This is a genomic window from Nocardioides eburneiflavus (assembly GCF_004785795.1).
GTDB lineage: Bacteria > Actinomycetota > Actinomycetes > Propionibacteriales > Nocardioidaceae > Nocardioides > Nocardioides eburneiflavus.
Genome location: NZ_SRRO01000001.1, coordinates 1806490 through 1827687, shown reverse-complemented (window position 1 = coordinate 1827687; position 21198 = coordinate 1806490). Strand labels below are relative to the sequence as shown.

Annotated in this window: 19 protein-coding genes; 7 read left to right on the top strand and 12 right to left on the bottom strand. The window is 73.3% G+C overall.

The genetic code is table 11. The features are described from left to right. Positions 1-20 precede the first annotated feature (20 nt). From EXE59_RS08570 to eno, 3 genes are all read right to left on the bottom strand, one after another. On the bottom strand, positions 21-545 hold the full coding sequence (locus EXE59_RS08570; protein ID WP_246056634.1) for a DUF501 domain-containing protein: 525 nt from the start codon (positions 543-545) through the stop codon (positions 21-23). Continuing rightward, a complete protein-coding gene (locus tag EXE59_RS08565; RefSeq protein WP_135838528.1) occupies positions 542-1159 on the bottom strand; it encodes an FtsB family cell division protein in 618 nt (205 codons plus the stop codon). The genes EXE59_RS08570 and EXE59_RS08565 overlap by 4 nt, the downstream gene beginning before the upstream one ends. A gap of 67 nt (positions 1160-1226) precedes the next feature. Beyond that, positions 1227-2504, bottom strand: coding sequence for a phosphopyruvate hydratase (gene eno, locus EXE59_RS08560; RefSeq protein ID WP_135838527.1), 1278 nt, complete (start codon positions 2502-2504; stop codon positions 1227-1229). A 111-nt stretch (positions 2505-2615) separates the two neighbouring features. Between eno and EXE59_RS08555 the strand changes: the two genes are divergently transcribed. Continuing rightward, complete coding sequence (locus tag EXE59_RS08555; protein ID WP_135838526.1) at positions 2616-3080, top strand: helix-turn-helix domain-containing protein; 465 nt, start codon at positions 2616-2618, stop codon at positions 3078-3080. A 120-nt stretch (positions 3081-3200) separates the two neighbouring features. Here the strand turns inward: EXE59_RS08555 and EXE59_RS08550 are convergent, their stop codons facing one another. The 3 genes from EXE59_RS08550 to mfd are packed head-to-tail and all read right to left on the bottom strand — an operon-like array spanning position 3201 to position 7959. Then, positions 3201-3662: a MazG nucleotide pyrophosphohydrolase domain-containing protein gene (locus tag EXE59_RS08550; RefSeq protein WP_246056633.1), complete on the bottom strand. Its 462-nt coding sequence runs from the start codon at positions 3660-3662 to the stop codon at positions 3201-3203. Between the two features lie 5 nt (positions 3663-3667). Next, on the bottom strand, positions 3668-4348 hold the full coding sequence (locus EXE59_RS08545) for a hypothetical protein (protein WP_135838525.1): 681 nt from the start codon (positions 4346-4348) through the stop codon (positions 3668-3670). Beyond that, positions 4345-7959 carry a transcription-repair coupling factor gene (gene mfd, locus EXE59_RS08540; RefSeq protein ID WP_425464511.1) on the bottom strand — a complete coding sequence of 1205 codons (3615 nt, stop codon included), beginning with the start codon at positions 7957-7959 and terminating at the stop codon, positions 4345-4347. Before mfd ends, EXE59_RS08545 begins: the two co-directional genes overlap by 4 nt. 174 nt (positions 7960-8133) lie before the next feature. On the opposite strand from mfd, the gene EXE59_RS08535 reads away from it, so the two are divergent. Together EXE59_RS08535 and EXE59_RS08530 are read left to right on the top strand one after the other, a co-directional pair. Then, a complete protein-coding gene (locus EXE59_RS08535) occupies positions 8134-8859 on the top strand; it encodes a hypothetical protein (protein ID WP_135838524.1) in 726 nt (241 codons plus the stop codon). A 99-nt stretch (positions 8860-8958) separates the two neighbouring features. Beyond that, on the top strand, positions 8959-9654 hold the full coding sequence (locus EXE59_RS08530; RefSeq protein ID WP_135838523.1) for a hypothetical protein: 696 nt from the start codon (positions 8959-8961) through the stop codon (positions 9652-9654). A 12-nt stretch (positions 9655-9666) separates the two neighbouring features. Here EXE59_RS08530 and EXE59_RS08525 read toward each other — a convergent pair whose 3' ends face one another. The 3 genes from EXE59_RS08525 to EXE59_RS08515 form a co-directional block, all read right to left on the bottom strand. Continuing rightward, positions 9667-10080 carry a VOC family protein gene (locus EXE59_RS08525; RefSeq protein ID WP_135838522.1) on the bottom strand — a complete coding sequence of 138 codons (414 nt, stop codon included), beginning with the start codon at positions 10078-10080 and terminating at the stop codon, positions 9667-9669. Between the two features lie 135 nt (positions 10081-10215). Continuing rightward, positions 10216-10986, bottom strand: a complete 771-nt coding sequence (locus tag EXE59_RS08520; protein WP_135838521.1) for a 3'(2'),5'-bisphosphate nucleotidase CysQ — start codon at positions 10984-10986, stop codon at positions 10216-10218. Between the two features lie 65 nt (positions 10987-11051). Next, positions 11052-11681, bottom strand: a complete 630-nt coding sequence (locus tag EXE59_RS08515) for a response regulator transcription factor (protein ID WP_168218450.1) — start codon at positions 11679-11681, stop codon at positions 11052-11054. Between the two features lie 720 nt (positions 11682-12401). On the opposite strand from EXE59_RS08515, the gene EXE59_RS08510 reads away from it, so the two are divergent. The 4 genes from EXE59_RS08510 to EXE59_RS08495 all read left to right on the top strand — a co-directional run bounded on the left by EXE59_RS08510 (position 12402) and on the right by EXE59_RS08495 (position 17611). Then, positions 12402-13262: a sensor histidine kinase gene (locus EXE59_RS08510; RefSeq protein WP_135838519.1), complete on the top strand. Its 861-nt coding sequence runs from the start codon at positions 12402-12404 to the stop codon at positions 13260-13262. Then, positions 13246-13929 (top strand): response regulator transcription factor, encoded by a 684-nt coding sequence (locus EXE59_RS08505; protein WP_135838518.1) that lies wholly within the window; start codon positions 13246-13248, stop codon positions 13927-13929. The genes EXE59_RS08510 and EXE59_RS08505 overlap by 17 nt, the downstream gene beginning before the upstream one ends. Then, on the top strand, positions 13926-15752 hold the full coding sequence (asnB, locus tag EXE59_RS08500; RefSeq protein ID WP_135838517.1) for an asparagine synthase (glutamine-hydrolyzing): 1827 nt from the start codon (positions 13926-13928) through the stop codon (positions 15750-15752). The genes EXE59_RS08505 and asnB overlap by 4 nt, the downstream gene beginning before the upstream one ends. A gap of 317 nt (positions 15753-16069) precedes the next feature. Then, complete coding sequence (locus EXE59_RS08495; protein WP_135838516.1) at positions 16070-17611, top strand: exopolysaccharide biosynthesis polyprenyl glycosylphosphotransferase; 1542 nt, start codon at positions 16070-16072, stop codon at positions 17609-17611. A gap of 59 nt (positions 17612-17670) precedes the next feature. Here EXE59_RS08495 and EXE59_RS08490 read toward each other — a convergent pair whose 3' ends face one another. From EXE59_RS08490 to EXE59_RS08480, 3 genes are read right to left on the bottom strand one after another with little or no spacing between them, the layout of a single operon-like run. Further along, positions 17671-19431, bottom strand: a complete 1761-nt coding sequence (locus EXE59_RS08490) for an asparagine synthetase B family protein (RefSeq protein WP_135838515.1) — start codon at positions 19429-19431, stop codon at positions 17671-17673. After that, complete coding sequence (locus EXE59_RS08485; RefSeq protein ID WP_135838514.1) at positions 19431-20858, bottom strand: AMP-binding protein; 1428 nt, start codon at positions 20856-20858, stop codon at positions 19431-19433. Before EXE59_RS08485 ends, EXE59_RS08490 begins: the two co-directional genes overlap by 1 nt. A gap of 1 nt (position 20859) precedes the next feature. Continuing rightward, positions 20860-21162, bottom strand: coding sequence for an acyl carrier protein (locus EXE59_RS08480; protein WP_135838513.1), 303 nt, complete (start codon positions 21160-21162; stop codon positions 20860-20862). Between the last annotated feature and the right edge of the window lie 36 nt (positions 21163-21198).

Sequence of the window (21198 nt, the reverse complement as noted above, 5' to 3'; positions counted from 1 at the left end):
CGACCGGGGGCCGGGCTGGGTCAGGGCGCGTCCGGCCGCTCGACGCACGGACCCGACTCCCACCAGGCGCCGAGCAGGTCGAGGACCTCGTCGCCGAGAGGGTTGACGCCGCGCCCCATCGCGAGGGACTGGCCGGCGAGGACGTGCAGGCACTTCACCCGGTCGGGCATGCCGCCGGCGGTGATGCCCTCGATCTCGGGGACGTCGAGCCCGGCCCGCTCCCCCACCTCGGCGCGGTACTCGAGGTAGCGCTCGTGGGCGCCGCGATAGGCCGCGGCGAGCTCCTCGTCGGTGCCGAGGCGCGCCTGCATCTCCTTCATCAGGCCCGAGCCCTCGAGGGTGCCGATGCGCGAGGCCGCGCGCGGGCAGGTGAGGTAGAAGGTCGTCGGGAACGGCGTGCCGTTGGGCAGCCGCGGCTCCGTCGTGACCACGTCGGGGTTGCCGCAGGGGCAGCGGTGGCCGACCGAGTCGATGCCGCGGGGCCGGCGCTTGAGCTGGGCGTGGATGGCGGCCTCGTCGACCGGGTCGATCTCCTGCTGGTTCACTGCTGCGTTCCGTCGATCATCTCTGCGGGTTCCTCGTCGGGCGGGGGCGGGTTGCCGGCGAGCTCCATCGACTCCCAGGCGGCGCTCCACCATGCCTTGGGCACCGTCTTGATGACCTCGTCGGGGTCGTTGAGGGTGGCCTGCGCCTCCAGGGGCCTGCCGTCGACGCCGATGACCTCGAACCCCTGCTCGCCGGGCATCAGGTAGCCGAAGCGCGCGCGGGCCTGCGCCTTGACGTAGGCCGGGTCCTCCCAGCGCTTCTTCTCCCGCTCGAGGTCGGTGATGCTGGCCTCGCGCTCGGCGATCTGCGCCTTGAGGTCACCGATGTGCGAGCGCTGCTGGAGGTAGGCCCGCAGCGACGAGGCGTACGACACCGTGAGCACCGCGAGCACCAGAACGAGCACGGCGGCGCGGCCGGTGAAGCGAGGCCGGCGACCGGTGGGCCTGGTGGCGGCGGGGCCCGCGGCGGCCGGCCCCTCGCTCCGGGGAGCAGGCGTACGCGGTCCGCCCGCCCGCGGCCGGGTGCCGCGGGCGCCGGGGTGCGTGCTGTGGCCCTGCCTCGGTCCGCGCGGTCCGCCGGGCCCACCACGAGGCGTACGGCGCTGGGAAGGCATGCGGACCATCTTGCCTTGTCCACCGCACGAACTCTCGGAGGCGCAGCGCGCAGGAGGGCTGCCTCTGTCAGCCGGAGAAACGCGGGAAGGCACCCCGCCCGGCGTAGCGAGCCGCGTCACCCAGCTCGTCCTCGATGCGGAGGAGCTGGTTGTACTTGGCGACGCGGTCGGAGCGGGCCGGGGCCCCGGTCTTGATCTGGCCGCAGTTGGTGGCCACGGCGAGGTCGGCGATCGTGGTGTCCTCGGTCTCGCCGGAGCGGTGGCTCATCATGTTGCGGAAGCCCGCGCGGTGGGCGAGCTCGACGGCGTCGAGGGTCTCGGTGAGGGAGCCGATCTGGTTGACCTTGACGAGCATCGCGTTGGCCTGGCCGCCGTCGATGCCGCGCTGCAGTCGCTCGACGTTGGTGACGAACAGGTCGTCGCCGACGATCTGGGTCTTGTCGCCGAGGCTGTCGGTGATGGCCTTCCAGCCGGCCCAGTCCTCCTCGTCGAGCGGGTCCTCGATCGAGACGATCGGGTAGGACGCGACGAGGTCGGTGTAGTAGGCGACCATGTCGTCGCTCTTCAGCTTCTTCCCCTCGAAGGTGTACTTCCCCTTGTCGTGGAACTCGCTGGCCGCCACGTCCATCGCGAGCGCGATGTCCTTGCCGAGCTTGAAGCCGGCGGCCTTGACCGCGTCGGCGATCAGGTCGAGCGCGGCGCGGTTGCTCTCGAGGTCGGGCGCGAAGCCGCCCTCGTCGCCGAGACCGGTCGAGAGGCCCTTCTTCTTCAGCACCGACTTGAGCGCGTGGTAGACCTCGGCGCCCTGCTGGAGCGCCTCGCGGAAGGTCGACGCGCCGATCGGGGCGATCATGAACTCCTGCACGTCGACGTTGGAGTCGGCGTGCGACCCGCCGTTGAGGATGTTCATCATCGGGACCGGCAGCAGGTGCGCGTTGGGGCCACCGACGTAGCGGAACAGCGGGAGCCCGGCGGACTCCGCGGCCGCCTTGGCGGTCGCGAGGGAGACGCCGAGGATCGCGTTGGCACCGAGCTTGGCCTTGTTGGCCGTGCCGTCGAGGTCGAGCATCACCTGGTCGACGAGGCGCTGGTCGTCGGCGTCGAGGCCGATGATGGCGCCGGAGATGGTGTCGGTGACGCCGTCGACGGCCTTCTGGACGCCCTTGCCGACGTAGCGCTTGCCGCCGTCGCGCAGCTCGACCGCCTCGAAGGCGCCGGTGGACGCGCCGCTCGGCACCGCCGCGCGACCGAACGCGCCGTCCTCGAGGAGCACCTCCACCTCGACAGTGGGGTTGCCGCGCGAATCGAGGATTTCGCGGGCGCCGACAGCAGCGATGATCGACATGGAGAGCTCCTGGTGGGGGACGTCGTGGGCAGTCGCCAGCCTAGCCACGTCGCGCCCCGGCGTCGCCGGGGTGTCCGTCGGGCGTCGGTGCGAACCGCTAGCGTCCGTCACGTGGCACCACCTGAGCCCGGACCCGCCGACCATCTCAGGGCCCACGTCGACCGCGCGACCTCCGGCGCGGGAGACTCTGGCGCCGATCCCGACGCCACGCGGTTGCGGCTCGCGATGGCCGGGGAGTCGCCGGCGAGGTTCCGCGACCGGCTCCTCCTCGAGCGGGCGGCGTGGTTCGCCCGCGAGACCGACCGACCCCTGCGTGACATCGCCGCCGGGTGCGGCTTTCGCGGCTACGACGTGTTCGTCCGCGCGTTCCGCCGCGAGCTCGGCGCCTCGCCGTCCGAGTGGCGCGCCGACCCGACGACGTGGGAGATCGACGCGCCGGGTGAGGTGCACTTCCACCCACCCGACGGGATCCGGCTCCCGGCCCGCGCCTCGCACGACGACACGCCTTCGGTCACCGCTGCCTATGTCGACGCGTTCGCGCCGGACCCGACGATCGTGCCCCTGGTCGAGGAGTGAGCACCGACCGGAAGCGGTCGTTCGGACGGCTGCGGCCGCCGATGCCGTACACGTGTCCGCGATGTGGCCCTCGATCCGTCAGGCCGGGGGCAAGAACCCGGACACGTGTGCTGTGGGCGGTCAGACCTGCGGGTCCGACTGGGGACGGGACGCACCGCGGGTCGGCCCGATGCCCTCCGCCCTCTCTGCCTTCTCGGCGGCCTTGGCGGCGTTCCACAGCCGCAGCACCTCGGCGGCGTCGGTGGCCACGGCGTCGCCGAAGACGTGCGGGTTGCGTCGCTCCATCTTGGCGATCACGCCGCGGGCCACGTCGTCGAGCGTGAAGTCACCTGCCTCCTCGGCGATGACGGCGTGGATCACCACCTGCAGCAGCAGGTCGCCGAGCTCGTCGCACAGCGCGGCCGGGTCACCGGACTCGATCGCCTCGACGACCTCCTCGGCCTCCTCCCGCACGAACGGGACGAGCGAGGTGTGGGTCTGCTCCCGCTTCCACGCGCACTCGCGTCGCAGCACCCGCATCTGCTCGGCGAAGGCCTCCAGCGCGGACCCGTCGGGCGCGGAGCCGTCGGGCGTGGCCGACATGCGGCTCAGCCGCAGCGGTGGTTGGTCGGCAGGGTCCGGGCGAAGGCCGGGTCCGGCTCGGCGCCCAGACCGGCCTTGGCCGTCTCGCCGACCGCCACCGAGGTGTTGGTGTCGACCGGGGTCAGCACACCGTCGACCACCTCGAGCCCGTAGCGCGGGTCGATCTCGATGCCGTTGGCGTCGGGCCACTGGTTGAACACGTCGATCCCGGCCTCGGTGGCCTGCTCGGCCGTCACGTCGGTGACGCCCGCGTCCTCCAGCGTGATGCGACCGATCTGGTCGACGATGTCCTGGGCGTACGCCGTGCTGGAGGCGAGCTCCACGTAGTCCTCGCGCACCTCCTCGGGCTGCGTTCCCGCGGTGCCCTGCCGCTGCGCGACGTCGTTGCGGTAGGAGGAGCCAGCCTCGATGCCGTACTCGTCGGCGAGCTGGGAGGCCTGCGAGCGCAGGGTGAGCAGCTGCACGACGTACTGGCGCACGAAGCTCATGGGCACCTCGGACTCGAGGTCGCCCACCGCGGTGCAGTAGTTGGCCGTGACCGCGTCGACGTGGCGCACCGTGAGCTCCTCGTCGCCGACCCGCACCGCGACGCCGGGGGTGGCACTGCCGCACCCGGTCAGCAGCAGTCCTGCGAGGCCCACCATCCCCCAGGCAGGCGCGGCCGTCATCAGGCGGGTCTTGCTCACGAGTCACTCCCAGGGGTTGCTGTTGCCGCGGTCTGGCCGGCAGGTGCCGGGGGCGCGATCACCTCGTCGATCACGCCGCGCGCCCATTCAAGCAGGGCGACGCCCGCCACCGGGCGGACGGGGAACCCCGTGTCCTGCGGGCGCGGCACGAGGATGGTGCTCACGGGGGCCTTGACGACGCTCTTCGGGTGCAACCGCTGGAGGCGTACGACGCGCGACTCCGGCAGGTCGACGGGGGCGAAGCGGACGTACTTGCCGGCGACGGTCACCTCGCCCACCCCGATCTGGCGGCAGCGGGCGCGGAAGCGGGCGACGACCAGCAGCGACTCCACGGCCTCGGGCGGGTTGCCGTAGCGGTCGAGCAGCTCGGCGCGCACCTCGTCGACGTCGGCGTCGCTGCGGACCTCGGCGAGGCGCTTGTAGATCTCGAGCCGGAGTCGCTCGCTCGGGATGTAGTCGTGCGGCAGGTGTGCGTCGACGGGCAGCTCGATGCGCACCTCGGCGAGCTCCTCCTCGGCACCGCCCTTGAAGTCGGCGACCGCCTCGCCCACGAGCCGGACGTAGAGGTCGAAGCCGACGTCGGCGATGTGGCCGGACTGCTCACCGCCGAGCAGGTTGCCGGCGCCGCGGATCTCGAGGTCCTTCATCGCGATCGCCATGCCGCCGCCGAGGTCGGAGTGCTGGGCCAGCGTCGCGAGCCGCTCGTGGGCGGTCTCGGTCAGCGGCTTCTCCGCGGGGTAGAGGAAGTAGGCGTACGCGCGCTCGCGGGAGCGCCCGACACGACCCCGCAGCTGGTGCAGCTGGGAGAGGCCGAGGGTGTCGGAGCGCTCGATGATCATCGTGTTGGCGTTGGACACGTCGAGGCCCGACTCGACCAGGGTCGTGCAGACGAGCACGTCGAAGCGCTTCTCCCAGAAGTCCAGCATCACCTGCTCGAGCTGGCGCTCGTTCATCTGGCCGTGGGCGGTCGCGACGCGTGCCTCGGGCACGAGCTCGCGGATCCGCGCGGCGGCCTTCTCGATCGACTGCACCCGGTTGTGGATGTAGAAGACCTGGCCCTCGCGCAGCAGCTCACGGCGTACGGCTGCGACGACCTGGCGGTCCTCGTAGGCGCCGACGTAGGTGAGGACGGGGTGCCGCTCCTCGGGCGGGGTCGTGATGGTCGACATCTCGCGGATCCCGGTGACCGCCATCTCGAGCGTGCGCGGGATCGGCGTCGCGCTCATCGAGAGCACGTCGACGGAGGTGCGCATCCGCTTCATCTGCTCCTTGTGCTCGACACCGAAGCGCTGCTCCTCGTCCACGACGATCAGGCCGAGGTCCTTCATCCTGATGTCGGGGTTGAGCAGGCGGTGCGTGCCGACCACGATGTCGATCGAGCCGTCGGCGAGCCCGGCGACGACCTCCTTGGCCTCCTTGTCGGTCTGGAAGCGCGAGAGCCCCCGGATGACGACCGGGAAGCCGCTCATCCGCTCGGAGAACGTCGACAGGTGCTGGGTGACGAGCAGCGTCGTGGGCACCAGCACGGCCACCTGCTTGCCGTCCTGCACCGCCTTGAACGCTGCGCGCACCGCGATCTCAGTCTTGCCGTAGCCGACGTCGCCGCACACGAGCCGGTCCATCGGCACGACCTGGCGCATGTCGGCCTTGACCTCGTCGACGGTCGTGAGCTGGTCGACGGTCTCGGTGAACGGGAAGGCGTCCTCGAGCTCGCGCTGCCACGGGGTGTCGGGGCCGTAGGCGTAGCCCTTGGTGGCCTGGCGGGCGGCGTAGAGCTTGATCAGCTCGGCCGCGATCTCGCGGACCGCGCGCCGGGCCTTGTTCTTGCGCTTGGTCCAGTCGCCGCCGCCGAGCCGGTCGAGGCTGGGGTTCTCGCCGCCGACGTAGCGGGTGACCTGGTCGAGGGTGTCGGCCGGCACGTAGAGCATGTCGTTGGGGCCGCCGCGCTTGCTGGGGCCGTACTCCAGGACGAGGTACTCGCGCACCGCGCCGCCGATCTCGCGCTGCCTCATCTCCACGAAGCGGCCCACGCCGTGCTGCTCGTGCACGACGTAGTCACCCGCCTTGAGCTCGAGCGGGTCGATCTGCTTCTTGCGGCGCGTGGGCATCCTGCGCATGTCACGGGTCGAGGTCTTCTGCCCCGACAGGTCATCACCGGTGACGACCGCGATCCGGGCCTCGTCGTCGACGATGCCGTGGACGAGGTGGCCGCAGGTCACGGTCACGACGCCGGGCCCCGCGGTGTCGCCGTCCTCGACGAGCCGCGCGGCGATGTCGTTCTCGCCGAGCAGCTCCACGAACCGCTCCGCGGGGCCGTGGCCGGCGTGCACGACCACGACGTCGAGCCCGTCGCGCAGCCAGCCGCGGATGTCGTCGACCGCCTGCTGCAGGTCGCCGCGGTAGGCCTCGGCCGGGTGGGCGGGCAGGGTCCGGCTCGGCACCCCGGCGGTCGTCGCGTCGGGGAGGCTCGGGCCCTGGTCGTCGGAGTCGATCCCGAAGGGGCTCACCGCCCACCACGCATGCCCCAGCCCGAGCGCGTGGAGGCGTACGTCGGCGATCTCGCGGTAGGACGCGGCGCCCAGGTCGATCGGCGCGGTGCCTCCCCCGGCCGCGGCGGCCCACGAGGCGCCGAGGAACTCCTCGCTCGTCGCGACCAGGTCGTGGGCGCGGCTGCGGGCGCGCTCGGGGTCGAGCACCAGGATCGTGGTGTCCCCGGGCATCAGGTCGACGAGCAGCTCCATGGTGTCGACCAGCACCGGCGCGAGGGACTCCATGCCCTCCACGGCGATGCCGGCGGCCATCTTGTCGGTGAGCTCGAGCAGCTGCGGGTGCGCCTGGCCCAGCTCGGCGGCGCGCCGGCGTACGTCGTCGGTCAGCAACAGCTCGCGGCACGGCGGCGCCCAGAGCCGCTGCACGGTCTCGAGCGTGCGCTGGTCGGCGACGGAGAACGCGCGGATCTCCTCCACGTCGTCGCCCCAGAACTCCACGCGCAGCGGGTGCTCCTCGGTCGGCGGGAAGACGTCGACGATGCCGCCGCGCACGGCGAACTCGCCGCGCCGCTCGACCATGTCGACGCGGGTGTACGCCGCCTCGGCCAGCCCGCGGACCACGTCGTCGAGCGCGCGGGAGTCACCGGGCGACAGCTCGACCGGCTCGATGTCGGCGAGGCCGGGGACCTGCGGCTGGAGCAGGCTGCGGATCGGCGCGACGACGACCTTGAGCGGGCCGTTGGCCGCGTCGGTGCCGGGGTGACGAAGCCGCCGCAGGACCGCGAGCCGTCGCCCGACGGTGTCGCTGCGCGGGCTGAGCCGCTCGTGCGGGAGCGTCTCCCAGCTCGGGTAGTAGGCGACCGTGTCGGGGTCGACGAGGTCGGCGAGCTCCTCGACGAGGTCCTCGGCCTCCCGCGACGTGGCCGTCACCGCCAGGACCGTGCGGCCCCGCTCGACGAGGCCGTGCACCACGAACGGCCGGACGGCGGGCGGGCCGGTGAGGTCGAGGGCGTTCTGGACGGCCGCGTCGGCCAGGGCGCCCCCGAGCGTGGGAGCGGTGACGACGCGCTGGGCGACGGCGGCGAGCGGCGTGGACGACACCGGAGATCCCTTCGAGAGCACGCGGAAGAGCCCCCGCTTGGTACAGGGGCGGGGGAGGGTGGAAGTCTACGGGGGCTGACCGACGGGGGTTCGCGGGGGACGAGGGGTTTGTCCTGCGCGCCTCACGGGTAGCAACCACCCACGCCCGGCCGACCGCCGGGCGTCCTGAACTCCACTCGAGAGGAACAACGGGGAATGCGCATCACTCGCTTCGTCGCCGGCACTGTCTCCGCCGGCCTGCTCGGCCTCACGCCGATCGCCGTCGCCGCACCGGGCCACGCGGCCGACACGTGGACCACCACGACCACTGCCACGCCCAGCGCGACCGGCGTCACCTACGGCGACGACCTCTACATCTCGGTCGACGTGGCCAGCTCCGACGGCTACTCGCCCGGCGGCACCGACGGCACGGTCACGCTCTACGCGATGGAGGCCGGCACCAGCGCCTGGGTCCCCGTCGCCACCGCGGCCAACACCTACTCGTCCTTCTACGACGTCAAGCCCAAGGCCACCACCACCTACAAGGTCGTCTACAGCGGCTTCACCGACCCCGACCAGGGCACCTACGGCGACAACTACACGCCCAGCGAGTCCCTGCCCTTCACCGTTGGCGTGCAGCGCAACGTCAAGATCGACAACGCCAAGGCGCGGATGACGATCAAGGGCAAGATCAAGCCCGACTACAAGCGCAAGAAGGTCAAGGTCCAGGTCAAGAAGGGCAAGCGCTACGTCAAGTTCAAGACCATCAAGACCACCAGGAAGAGCACCTTCCAGGTCCGTCTCCCCGCGCCCCGCCGTGGCAACAAGCTCTACTTCAAGATCACCGTCCCGGGGAACTCGAAGTTCGCTGCCTACAGCGAGGTCTGGTACACCTACAGCTACCGCTCGACCATCACCCCGCGCATCGCGAAGCTGGGCTGACGTCACCGGTCGCTGACCCTCTCGACCGGCTCCGCCAGCGCTGCTGGCGGGGCCGGTCGTACTGTTGCACCCTCGCGAACCCCCGAGAGGACCGTCCCGATGTCGACCCGACCCGTCGCCCGCACATCCCTGGCAGGACTGGCGGCAGGACTGCTGGGCGTGACCTCCCTCGGCGTCACCGCGCCGGCGACGGCCCGGGACACGTTCGCCACGACCACGCTCGCCGTGCCGAGCGCGCAGACGATCGACTTCGGGGAGACCATCGACGTCACGCTCGACGTCGACAGCGACACCGGCTACTCGCCCACCGAGGGCACCTCCACGCTCCTTGCGCGCAGGGCGACGGGCTCGGAGTGGAAGGCCGTCGCGACCAACACCTCGGCGTCCCTCGACTTCTTCGCCGTACGCCCTCGGATGACCACGACCTACAAGGTCGTCTACACCGGCCACGAAGCCGCCTCGACCCGCGACGACAGCTACGAGCCGAGCGAGTCCGAGCCCTTCACCGTCGAGGTCGCCCGCACGATCACGCGTCCGACGGGTGGGTTCGAGGTCTCGGGCCGCGTCCGGCCCCGCTACCGCTCCCGCCCGATCGTGGTGCGCGTCTCCGAGCAGGAGCGCGGCGGCTTCACCAGGTTCGCCGTCATCAGGACCGACGCCCGCGGACGCTACTCGCTGACCCTCCCCCGGCGCAGCGGCGTCTGGTACTGGTCGTTCGCGGTCAAGAAGGACAGGAAGTACCTCGGCACCCGGTTCAAGTGGCGCACCTGGGTCTCCCCCGAGCGCGCACGCTGACCCACGCAGGGCTCAGCTCGCGGGCGGCGGCGGACCGGCGTCCACCTCCGCCTGCGAGCGCAGGATGCAGAACTGGTTGCCCTCCGGGTCGGCGAACACCACCCAGCCCGTGCCGGGTCCGTACTGTCCGCGCTGGTCACCGACCTGGATGGCTCCCAGCCCCAGCACGCGCTCGACCTCCTCGTCTCGGGTGCCCTCGCGGGGACGCAGGTCGAAGTGGATGCGCTTGGCGGGCAGCTCGGCGTCGGGCACCTCGATGAACAGGATGCTGTGCCCCGTCTCCGGGTCGAGGATCATGCACTCCTCGTGCCCGGGCTCGTTGGGGTCGCCCTCGACGTCGACGTAGCCGAGGAGCCGCTTCCACCACTCCGAGAGCTCGTAGGCGTCATGGCAGTCGACGGTCGTGTGCGAGACGAAGGAGGTCATGGGCCCACGCTGGCAAGCCCGTACGCCGCCCGCAAGCCGGTTTTCTCCCCCGGGTTGCCCCGGGGGGCTGGCCCTCCCCTGTGGGGGACATCTAGATACCGGGCGCCCGGACGACGTGCTGCTGTCGGGGTGGGATCAGGCGGTGCCGTGCCGCCTGACGAAGTCGACGATCTGCTCGGCCAGCTCGGGCCGGCACACGATGAGGTCCGGCAGCGAGGTGTCGTCCTCGTTGTAGACCAGGGGCGAGCCGTCGACCCGGCTGCAGTGCAGGCCGGCGGCGCGGGCGACCGCGACAGGGGCGGCGTTGTCCCACTGGTACTGCCCGCCCGCGTGGACGTAGGCGTCGGCGATGTCGCGCACCACGCTCATCACCTTGACGCCGGCGCTTCCCATCGGCACCAGCTCGGCGTCGAGCTCGGCGGCCAGCGCCTCGACGAAGGCCGGCGGGCGGCTGCGGGAGACGGCGATGCGGGGCCGCTCGGAGGTACGCGGGGGCACGACACTGGGTCGGCCCGTGCTGAAGGTCTCCCCCAGCGCCGGCTGCGCGACGGCCCCGGCGACGAGGTCGCCACCCGCCCACAGCGCGACGTGGACGGCCCAGTCGTCGCGCGGGGGCTCGGAGAACTCCCGCGTGCCGTCGAGCGGGTCGATGATCCACACCCGGTCAGCCGTCAGGCGCGACTTGTCGTCGGCGGCCTCCTCGGAGAGGACCGCGTCGTCGGGGCGGTGCTCGGTGAGGAGCCGGTCGAGCTCGGCCTGCGCGGCGGCGTCGCCCGCATCCTTGAGGGCCTTGCCCTCCAGCCCGTCGGCTTCGGCCCCGGCGCGTACGTCGAGGAGCACGGAGCCGGCCCGTTCGGCCGCCCAGACGGCGAAGGCGTGGTCGTCGAGCGAGGTGGGATCGATCATGCCGGGGTCCCTGCGGCGAGGGGAGCGAAGCGAGGCTCGTCGTGGGGTGGGGTCATGGGGGGAGCCTATCGACGGGCCAGGGTCACCGTTCCGCCGCTCACCTCGTCCAGCACCCCGGACGCCTGTTCGGCGCCCGGACCACCGCCCTCCTGGCTGCTTTCCCGGCTGCCCTCACGCCTGGTCTCCTGGTTGCTCTCCTCGCCCACCTGGCGCGGGGCCGGGACCAGGTCACCGGCGAACATGCGTTCATGGGCCTGGTGGTACATCGCGACGGCCTTGAGCTGCGTGGCGGCCCCCAGCTTGGCGCGCAACGACTTCACGTGGCTGCGCACGGTGCCGCTGGAGACGCCCAGCTCGGCGCCGACCTCGGAGACCCGCCTGCCGGTCGCGAGCAGCTCGAGCACCCGGCGCTGCTGCGGGGAGAGGGTGGCCATGAGCGCCTCGAGGCGCTGCTGCCGGTCCACGGTGAGCGCCCAGGCAGTACGCAGTGCCGTCCGGCGCTCGGGGTCCATCACGGGCCGCCCGGCGTCGAGCTGGTCGACGGCCTCGGCCAGCTCGGACACCGCCGTGGTCTGCGTGAGCACGTCGAGCTGGTCGGACTCGAGCAACCGGCCCCACCTCACAGCGCCCTCGGCCGAGGTCACGACGAGGACCCGTACGCCACCGACGGCGAGGTAGCGGCGGACGTGTGCCATGACGGCTTCGTTGTCAAGCCCGTCCGTGATGACGACCAGACGGCGAAATCGAGGTGTGACGACTCCCGCGGGCGCGCTCGTCGTGAGCGGCGTCTCCCACGCCATCGCCTCCGCAGGCGTGCCGACCGACCTCAGGGCAGCCGCCACGGCCTGGGCCACCAGGAGGTGCGGCGACACCACACCCACGCGCCCCGATACGCCCATCCGCCCTCCTCCGCCAGCCACTGTTCGGCGAGCATGACGGCCCGGATCACGCGTGGTGTCGACCCTCTGGCCAATGTGCACACAATTGGGGACGGATCGCCGGGGCGACCCCCCACGTCCGGCCGACCTGCCCGGCGAGGGGCCCGTCACTCTCCCGGGCCGGGTGCGCCGGGTGGGGCGGGTGTCGCCGGGTGGGGTCGGGATCGGGAGCGTGCGACGGGCAGGCGCGCGCGGGAGCCCCGCGGCGAGAGGACCCGTCTTGGCCCCGGCTGGAGGTGCGCTGGCAGGGACCTTGTGAGGTTCTTGACCAATATTTGGCGAGGCCTCACGGCTCCGGACCAGACCGCACCTCCCACAAATGGGGTACGGAGCACTCAGGGGTGGACAGGCCGTGGGAACCGTCCCATGGTGCTCGTGGGAGTTCTGCTCGCTCGGGGTCGATCGGGTCGCAGTGACCACTGGGGAGTGGTCGCGGTCCGCGAGCAGGAAAATTTCGCATGACTATGGGGGAGCACCATGCTCAGTTCAACCGTCAGTGCGCGGGCCAGGTGGACGGCACCGCGAGCCACGACCGGGATCGTCGGTCGGGCACTCCTCGGACGGGCGCTCGCCAGCGCCGGCGCCGTCCGACCACACCTCACCTGGGGGGCCAGGCGCGGCGAGCACGACCACGAGGTCCGCCACGAGGTCCGCCACGAGGTGCTGCCGCCGCAGGGCAGCGCGACCAGGGAGCAGCGCGAGCTGCTGCACGAGCTGCGGAGCACGATGGCCGGGCTCGTCTCGGGCTCGGCGATGCTCGACAACCCCGACGTCCCGCCGGAGGCCCGGCAGCGTCTGTGGGAGTCGATGCGGCGTGAGCTCGACCGGATGGACCGCCTGCTGTCGGGTCGCATGGGCCAGGCGTCCGAGATCGACCTCGACGAGGCGCTCGAGCCCATCCTGGAGCTCCAGCGGCTCAAGGGCCGCCACGTCGAGGTGCGGGGCGCCGGCGACGTCGTCCAGGGCCGCTACGACGCGCTGGCCGAGGTGCTCAACATCCTCGTCGACAACGCGGCCACGCACGGCGGCGTGGACCACAGTGTCGTCGAGGTGGTCCGGCGCGACGAGGAGACGGTCGACATCCGGGTCAGCGACGAGGGTCGCGGGATCCCGCCGGAGCAGCGCGACCGGATCTTCGACTGGGGCCTGCGCGGCGAGGACTCGCCGGGCGAGGGCATCGGGCTCAACCTGGCCCAGCGGCTGATGGTCGAGGACGGCGGGTCGCTGCGGCTCGCCGAGCACGAGGGCACCGGCTCGTCGTTCGTCATCACGCTGCCGGCCGCCCGCCGGCCCGTGGACGACGTACCTCCGGGGAGCCGTCGTGCATGGACTTACTAGGGCCGACCACCGTGTCCTGATCATCGACGACCACGTCCTCTTCGCCGAGTCGCTGGAGCTCGCTCTCTCGCTCGAGGGCTACGACGTACGCCGGCTCGAGCTCCCGGATGAGGGCGGGTCGATGGCCACGCTGCGGTCGTTGGCGCTGCGCGCAAACCCGCGCACGGTGATCCTCGACCTCGACCTCGGGCGCTTCGGCGACGGCGTCAACCTGATCTCCCCGCTGGCCCACGCCCACGTCAACGTGGTGGTCGTGACGGCGTCGCAGGAGCTCGGCCGCTGGGGTGAGTGCATGCGGCTCGGCGCACGCAAGGTGCTGACCAAGAGCGGGGCGCTGCAGCAGGCGCTGTCCACGGTCCGCCGGCTCCACCAGGGCCTGCCGGTGACGACGCGCGAGGAGCTCGAGTCGCTGCTCGACGCGTGGTCGCACCAGAGTCGCGTCGACGACGACATCCGACGCCGCCTCGACCGGCTGACCCCGCGCGAGCGCCAGGTCCTCGAGGCCCTCATCGAGGGCCGCACGGTGCGCGCCATCTCGCAGGACAGCGTGGTGTCGGAGGCCACCGTGCGCACCCAGGTGAAGTCGATCCTCAACAAGCTCGAGGTGTCCTCCCAGCTCGCCGCGGTGGGCATGGCCAACCAGATCGGCTGGAGGCTGGGCGCATGACCGGCGCGGGCGTGAGCGGCATCCGCGCCTTCTCGCCCGGCGCCCTCACCCGCGAGGTCCTCGACGAGATGGCCGCCGCGCAGGACCACCGGGGCGGCGGCGGGGCGGACGTGTGGTGGGGCCCGGACGTCGGCCTGGCCCGGTCCCGGTCCGTCGCCGCTGACGTCAGCTTCCCGCAGCCGGCGCGGTCGGTCGACGGACGATGGGTGGTGGCGCTCGACGGTGCCATCCGCAACCACGCCACCCTCCGCGCCCACCTCGACCACCCGTTCCGCAGCCGGGACGACGCCGAGCTGGTCGTGGCCGGGCTCGCGCTGGAGGGCATCAGCTTCGTGGAGCGGCTCACGGGCCAGTTCGCCCTCGTCGCGCACGACCTCCGCACCGACACCACGCACCTGGTCCGGGACCGGATCGGCGTCCAGCCGCTGCACTACCGCCACGTCCCCGGCGGCATCGCCTTCGCCTCCGAGGTCAAGGCGCTGCTGGTGCTCGGGCCGCGCCCCGGCGTCGACCACCGCAGCCTCGACGCGTACCTCGCGCACCGCACCGTGCCCGCGCCCGACACCCTCTTCGAGGGGGTCAAGAAGGTACGGCCCGCGCACCGCGTGTCGATCATGCCGGGCGGTCACCTGGAGGAGACGGCCTACTGGTCGCCGCCCGAGGCCGACCCGGACGGGACCTGGACTCCGGACGACGCCATCGAGGCCGTGCGCGACGGCGTGCGCGAGGCCGTGCGCGCCTCGCTCGACCCCGACGCGCCTGTCGGCATCAACCTCGCCGGGGGACTTGCCAGCAGCCTGCTCGCCGCGCAGGCCCAGCAGCTGCGCGGCGACGAGGCGGTGCACACCTTCTCCCTGGCCTATGGCGACGACGCGCCCCACGAGCTGGCGAGGACCGGGAGGCTCAGCGGCCTGCTGGGCACCCGCCACCACGACGTGCACCTGGGCCACGCCGATCTCGACGAGCTCTGGGGTCCCCTGACCTGGCACCGCGACGCCCCCCTCTCCGACCCGGCGGACCTCGCCGCCCACGTCCTCGCCCGCGCTGCCGGCGAGCACGTGCCCGCGATCCTGTGCGCGCAGGGGGCCGACGAGCTCTTCGGCGGGCACCAGCGCTACCGCCTGGCCGGCGTAGCGGAGCGCTCGTACGGACTGCCCGGCCTGCCCGCGCCCCTCCGGTCGGGCCTCGGCCGCCGGGTCGAGCGGCGACTGGGTGCCACCTTCTCCGCTCCCGAGCGCCGGCGCCTCCTCGGCCAGTCCCCTCCGCGGGACCGGCGCTCGAGCGCGACGGTCGGCGCCGACCCGGTCGACCGCATGCTGCGCCACGACCTGCGCCACACCCTGCCCGACGACGTCCTCGAGCGGCTGGACCGGATGTCGAGCGCCGCGTCGCTCGAGGTGCGCCTGCCCCTGCTCGACCACCACCTCGTCGAGCTGGCGTTCCGGCTGCCGACCTCGGTCAAGGTACGGGCGGGATGCACCACCTGGGTGCTCCGTGAGGCGGCCCGACCGCTGCTGCCCGAGGAGGTCATCGAGCGCCGCGTGCCGGAGCCCGGAGCCGGCTCGTGGTGGTACGCCGGGATGCGCGACGCCGTCCGGCAACGCCTCACCGGATCCGGGTCGTGGATCGCCCAGACCCTCGACCAGTCGCTGGTGCGCGACCTGCTGCTGAGGCACGAGCACGGCGGTCACGAGCAGGACCGGATCTGGGCGCTCATGGCGCTCGAGGTGTGGCACGAGTCCTTCTTCGCCGACACCCCGAGCGTGCCGCGACAGCGCGGGGCGATGCCCCCGGCAGTGGCGGGCGCGGCACGCCTGTCCTGACGTGCCGCGGCGGTCGAGGAGGGGGAACCTCGACCGCCGCCGCTGGTGCGCTTCGTCGTCCGTGGCGAGGTGTGGGGCCGCTCGCCATCCGCTCGGTCACACAGACCATCGCTGGAAGAATGAGCGTCGCGAACCAGCGTGGTGCACCTCTTCGAGAGTAGACCCGGGTGCCGGTGCGGCCCATCCCTCCGAGTGGGTATCTGGGACCTGCACGGCTTTCGCCGATTCAGGGCATGCTGCCGGACGGCCGCGTTCCTAGGCTCCGAAGCACGGTCGGGGGGCCTTCCACCGACGCGCGAAGCCGAGAGCGAGGGACGATGACGCAGACCACGGTCCGCACCATCCCGCTCGACGGTGCGCCTCTGGTCCCCACCGTGCCCCGGCCCCGCGAGACCGAGCCACAGCCACCCTCGGACGCCACGCCCACCCCCACCGGACCGGGCCAGGCCGCCGACCGGACCGCCGAGCAGATCACCCACCAGGCGCCGGCCGTACCGGCCGCGGAGCTCGGGCGCCGGCAGGCGCAGCGCACCTGGTCCGTGGTGGGCGTCGACCTCGTCCTCGCCCTGGCCGCGGCGGCGACCACCGGTCTCGCCCTCGAGACGCTCGAGCTCGAGCTCGCGGTCGCGGCGGCCACCGCGTGGCCGCTCCTGCTCCTGGCCGCCGGGCACTACCGCCGGAGGTCGCTGGGTGAGACCCGCACCCGGCGCGCCTGGTCGGCAGCCTGGACCGGCGTCCGCACCTGCGTGCTCGTGCTCGCGCTCGCTCCGTGGCTCGGCGCCACCGCCGGCCCCCTGGGCGACCCCCTGGTGCTCGCGCAGCTGGTCGCGGTCCTCGCCGCGACGAGTGCTGCGCACGCCTTGGTCCTCACGCGGGGCCACCGACCCCGGTTGGTCCTCGCGGGCCGGCCGCGCGACGTCCGCGAGGCGATGCTGGAGCTCGAGGCGGCCGACCGCCACGAGGTGGTCGCCGCGTGCCTGACCCGGCCGTCCAAGGTCCCGCTGGGCGACCTGCCGACGTACGTCGGGCTCGTGGCCGCGGCCGAGGTGGCGCACGGCCACCACGCGGACGCCGTCGTGGTGCTGCCGGGAGCACGGCTGGGCGCCGTCGAGGTCCGTCGGCTGCACTGGGCCGTCGCCGCCGTCGGAGCCGAGCTCTGCGTCGGCACCGGCCTCATCGACGTCGCCCCCGCCCGGGCCCGCGTGCTCGCCTCGGGCGGGCTCAACCTCGTGCACGTCGTCCCCGCCGCGCTCCGGGGCCCGCGGCGCTGGGTCAAGGAGGTCGTGGAGCGGGTCTCCGCGACTCTGGGGGCAGTGCTGCTGCTCCCCCTCGTGCTCACCGTGGCGCTCCTGGTCCGCCTCGACTCCCCCGGCCCGGCGATCTACCGCCAGCAGCGCGTGGGGCGCGACGGCCGGCTGTTCACGATGTACAAGTTCCGCTCGATGTCGACCACGGCCGATGACGAGCGCACCCACCTGGTCGCGCGCAACGAGGCCGACGGCGTGCTGTTCAAGATCCAGCACGACCCGCGGGTCACCCGGGTCGGTCGCTGGCTGCGCCGCACCAGCCTCGACGAGTTGCCCCAGCTGCTCAACGTGGTGCGCGGCGAGATGTCGCTCGTCGGCCCGCGCCCCGCGCTGCCGGACGAGGTCGCACGCTACGACGTGGACCCGCGGCGCCGCCTGGTCGTCAAGCCCGGCATGACCGGGCTGTGGCAGGTGTCGGGCCGCTCGGACCTGTCGTGGGCCGAGTCGGTGCGCCTCGACGTGCGCTACGTCGACAACTGGTCGCTCGGACTGGACCTGGCGATCATGGTCCGCACGCTGCGGGCAGTCGTGTCGCGGCGCGGGGCGTACTGACCCCCGACCGGGAGACCGCAGACCGGCAGTCCGGCTGGGCGGCTGACGGACGGGCCCGGTCAGCGGGTCGTGGCGCCGGCGTGCTCGACGCCGAGGGCCACCAGGTTGAGCGCGAACGCGACGGTGCCGGGGGCCGGGCTGACCGTGCCGCCCACGACCTGGTCGACCCAGGCCTCGTCGAGGACGTCGTGGACCAGCGCCGCCCGCAGCAGCTCCGGCTCGTGGCGCCAGTGCTCGACCACCTTCGCGGCGAGGACGGCTCCGCCGGCGGGCGGACGCGTGCTGTGGCCCAGTCGCTGGCGTGCCTTGCGCACCGCCTTCCGGGCCAGCGTCTCCGCGGCGCGGGCGCGGTTGAGCACACTGGGGTCGGCGTACGCCGCCGGCGGCGGACGGCCGTCGAGCGGCATCCGGCCGAGCCCGGGGTCCAGCGCCATCTGGAGGCGACCGAGGAAGCGCGACCCCCGCTTGCTCGCGGGCGACATCGCCTGCGCGACCGAGATGAACCGGTCGTCGAGCATCGGGTTGACCACGGAGCGGTCCAGGCACACCGCCGTGTCCGTGACGCCCGCCCAGCGCTGCATCCGCTGGTAGAGGTAGAAGTCGTCGGTGGCCTCGAGCCACTCCTTGCCGGTGCCGGCCATCAGGGCGTGGATGCGGTCGATCGCGCCGTCGCGGGCGCCCGCACGCACCGCGGGGCGCAGCGCCGCCGGGTCGATGGCCTCGTTGGCGAACATCCGCCACGCGGTCAGGCGGGCGACCTTCGCGCGGCTCACCGTGGTGTCACGCGGGTTGCCGAGGTAGTAGAAGCCGCGGGCCACCTCGCCGCCGAGCCCGGCGATCCGGTGGCCCTGGTCGAAGCGGCGCTCGGCGATCGTCAGCCCGGCGAGCGCCACCGGGTCGGCCATCCCCTCGAGGCGCCTGCTGGCGTCGAGGCAGGCCGCGAACGCGTCGGCGGGCGACATCGCGGTGAGGTCCTCGAGCTCCTCGACGTGGTGGCGCAGGCCGGTGCGCGACGCGATCTCGGCGGCGATGTCGGCGTCCGGCGAGCCGGGCACCCGCAGCGTGATGGCCTGCAGCCCGGTGCGCAGCGGGGGCGGCACGGCACTGAGCAGGATCCGCGAGTCCTGCCCGCCGGTCAGCTGCAGCGTCGCGTCGGGGTGGTCGCCGACGTACGCCGCGAGGTGGTCGCGCAGCACGGACGCGGCGGTGTCGACCGCGTCGTCGAGCTCGATGGGCGCCGGGTCGGCGGCGCGTCCTCCGATGAGCGTGAGCCGTCCCTGGGCCACGGACACCAGGGTCCCTGCGGCGAGCTTGGTGACTCCCTCGAAGAGGGTCACGTCGCCGACCTGCCAGCCCAGGAGGCTCTGCAGGGCCAGCGCGTCGCGGTCGAGCGCGCAGCCGCCCAGCACGGCGAGCAGGCGTGCGGACGTGCTCACGGCGGCCCGGTCCGCCCACTGGGCGTGGTAGACGTGCCGGAAGCCCAGGGCGTCCGTCACGGCGACCGCCTCGCCGTGGGGCAGTCGACGGAAGGCGGCGAAGGGTGGGATGACCTCCGCCAGCGCCACGACGTCGCGGCGGGCCAGGAGGTCCGCGACCTCGCCGGGGCCGAGGTCGCGCTCGTGCCGGCGCGGTCCGCGACTGAGCGGCAGCGAGCCGTCGGGACCGGGCTCGAGCCCACCCCACGTCGCGACGAGCAGGCCCGGCTCCTCGTGGAGGACCGGGTCGGTCGCACCGGTCGACGCCAGCGCGGCGTGCACCTGGTCCGCGGTGCCGGTGACGGGACCGCGGAGCGAGAGGGCGAGGACACCGGGCGGCAGCATCAGTCCCCCAGCCCTTGTCCCTGACCCTGGCCCAGGGCCCGCTCCGCCAGCCGCAGCGCGCCGGCCTGGTCGGTCTTGCCGTTGCCCAGCCGGGGCAGCGCCGGCACCGGGACGAGCCGGTCCGGCAGGACGCCGGGGGCGACCCGGGTCGCCAGGTCCTCCCGCACCGCCGCCAGCGGGTGGCCGTCGCCCTCGACGAGCGTGACCAGGGAGCCGCCGCGCGTGGCGACGGTGTAGGTGACGAGGTCACGCGCGTCGCGGATCGCGGTGTCGACGTCGTCGAGGTTCACGAAGCCGGCACTGCGCTTGACCAGTCGACCGACCCGGCCGAGGCAGTAGACCTCGCCGTCCGCGACGATCCCGCGGTCGCCGGTCACGACGCGGCCCGGCTCCCACCGGGGGTAGTCCTGCCCGTGCCCACCGAAGAGGTAGCCGCCGCCCACGTGGGGCGAGTGGATGGCGAGCACCTCGTCCTCCCGCTCGCCCGGCACCGGCTCGTCGGTCACCAGGTCCACCCGCCAGGGCCCGACCCGGCCGCGGCCGACGGACACCGACCCCTCCCGGGCACGCACCTCGTCGGCGGAGGCGTACGCCGCGGCGCTGGCGAAGCCGGCCGTCTCGCTGGTGCCGTAGGTGTTGACGAGGGTCGTGCGGCCCAGGCCGAGCACCGTGGCGGCCTGCGCCGGGGTCAGCCGGTCGCCGCCGGAGCCCCACACACGCACCGCGCACGGGGTCCCGCGCCCGGCCTCCGCCGCCGCGAGGTCGACGTAGCCCGGAGCCAGGCGTACGTGCGTGGCCGCCCGCCGGGCCAGGAAGGCCAGCGGGCGCACCCGGTCCGCGAGGGAGCCCGAGACGTGCAGCGAGGCGCCGGCGCCCAGCGCCAGCAGCCAGTTGGTGAGCGCGAGGTCGTAGGACGGGTGGGTGGGCTCGGCCCAGCTCGACGCGGCGTCCAGGTCCAGGGCCTGCGCGCCGTGCGGCAGGAAGTCGGCGAGGCACGCCCACGACGTCAGCACCCCCTTGGCGCCTGCGCCGGTGGTCCCCGACGACATCGCGACGTAGCCCGCCGCGACCGGGTCGCGCCGGGACGCGTCGGTGGCGCGCGGACGCACCCCGTTGGCGTCGACCACCACGTCGGGGTCCAGCGCGTCGAGGACCGCCTCGGTCCGCGGGCCCGCCCCGGGGTCGAGGAAGCAGACCGTGTGGTCGCCCAGCACGGCCGCGAGCAGGTGGGTCACGGCGGCCACCGAGCCGGGCAGCACGACCGCCACCACCGGGCGCTCCCGCGAGGACGTACGTCCGACCGCTCGGGCGACGTCCTCGGCCTCGCGCAGCGCGTCGGCGAGCGGGAGGGTCGTGCGCGGGTCCGCCACGACGCTCCTCGGGGCGCGCGCCGCCGAGGCGCGCACCAGCTCGGCCAGCGCGTTCATGTCAGGCGGTGCAGGCGTCGACGTGGGCGGCGAGCGACTCGACCGTCCCGAAGACCTCCGCGGTGATGTCGTCCTCGTCGAGCTCGAAGTCGAACCGCTCCTCGATCGCGGTGATCAGCTCGACGAGGGCGAGCGAGTCGAGCTCGGGCAGGCTGCCGAAGAGCTCGGTGTCCGGGGTGTAGCGCCCGGGGTCACCGCCGAGCAGGTCGGCCAGCAGTCCGGCGAGCGCCACCTCGGTCGCGTGGGTCGCGGGCCGGTCCAGCGTCGGGGCGGCGCCCGCCTCGCGGGTCGTCTCGTGCGTCATATCGTGCCTCTCTCGTGACTGTCCGGGTGGCTGTCC

What these genes read in the sequence shown, in the direction of transcription:
- EXE59_RS08565 (WP_135838528.1), bottom strand. Translation starts at nt 1,159, where the DNA reads ATGCCTTCCCAGCGCCGTACGCCTCGTGGTGGGCCCGGCGGACCGCGC.
- eno (WP_135838527.1), bottom strand. Translation starts at nt 2,504, where the DNA reads ATGTCGATCATCGCTGCTGTCGGCGCCCGCGAAATCCTCGATTCGCGC.
- EXE59_RS08550 (WP_246056633.1), bottom strand. Translation starts at nt 3,662, where the DNA reads ATGTCGGCCACGCCCGACGGCTCCGCGCCCGACGGGTCCGCGCTGGAG.
- EXE59_RS08535 (WP_135838524.1), top strand. Translation starts at nt 8,134, where the DNA reads ATGCGCATCACTCGCTTCGTCGCCGGCACTGTCTCCGCCGGCCTGCTC.
- EXE59_RS08530 (WP_135838523.1), top strand. Translation starts at nt 8,959, where the DNA reads ATGTCGACCCGACCCGTCGCCCGCACATCCCTGGCAGGACTGGCGGCA.
- EXE59_RS08525 (WP_135838522.1), bottom strand. Translation starts at nt 10,080, where the DNA reads ATGACCTCCTTCGTCTCGCACACGACCGTCGACTGCCATGACGCCTAC.
- EXE59_RS08520 (WP_135838521.1), bottom strand. Translation starts at nt 10,986, where the DNA reads ATGATCGATCCCACCTCGCTCGACGACCACGCCTTCGCCGTCTGGGCG.
- EXE59_RS08515 (WP_168218450.1), bottom strand. Translation starts at nt 11,681, where the DNA reads ATGGCACACGTCCGCCGCTACCTCGCCGTCGGTGGCGTACGGGTCCTC.
- EXE59_RS08510 (WP_135838519.1), top strand. Translation starts at nt 12,402, where the DNA reads ATGCTCAGTTCAACCGTCAGTGCGCGGGCCAGGTGGACGGCACCGCGA.
- asnB (WP_135838517.1), top strand. Translation starts at nt 13,926, where the DNA reads ATGACCGGCGCGGGCGTGAGCGGCATCCGCGCCTTCTCGCCCGGCGCC.
- EXE59_RS08495 (WP_135838516.1), top strand. Translation starts at nt 16,070, where the DNA reads ATGACGCAGACCACGGTCCGCACCATCCCGCTCGACGGTGCGCCTCTG.
- EXE59_RS08490 (WP_135838515.1), bottom strand. Translation starts at nt 19,431, where the DNA reads ATGCTGCCGCCCGGTGTCCTCGCCCTCTCGCTCCGCGGTCCCGTCACC.
- EXE59_RS08485 (WP_135838514.1), bottom strand. Translation starts at nt 20,858, where the DNA reads ATGAACGCGCTGGCCGAGCTGGTGCGCGCCTCGGCGGCGCGCGCCCCG.
- EXE59_RS08480 (WP_135838513.1), bottom strand. Translation starts at nt 21,162, where the DNA reads ATGACGCACGAGACGACCCGCGAGGCGGGCGCCGCCCCGACGCTGGAC.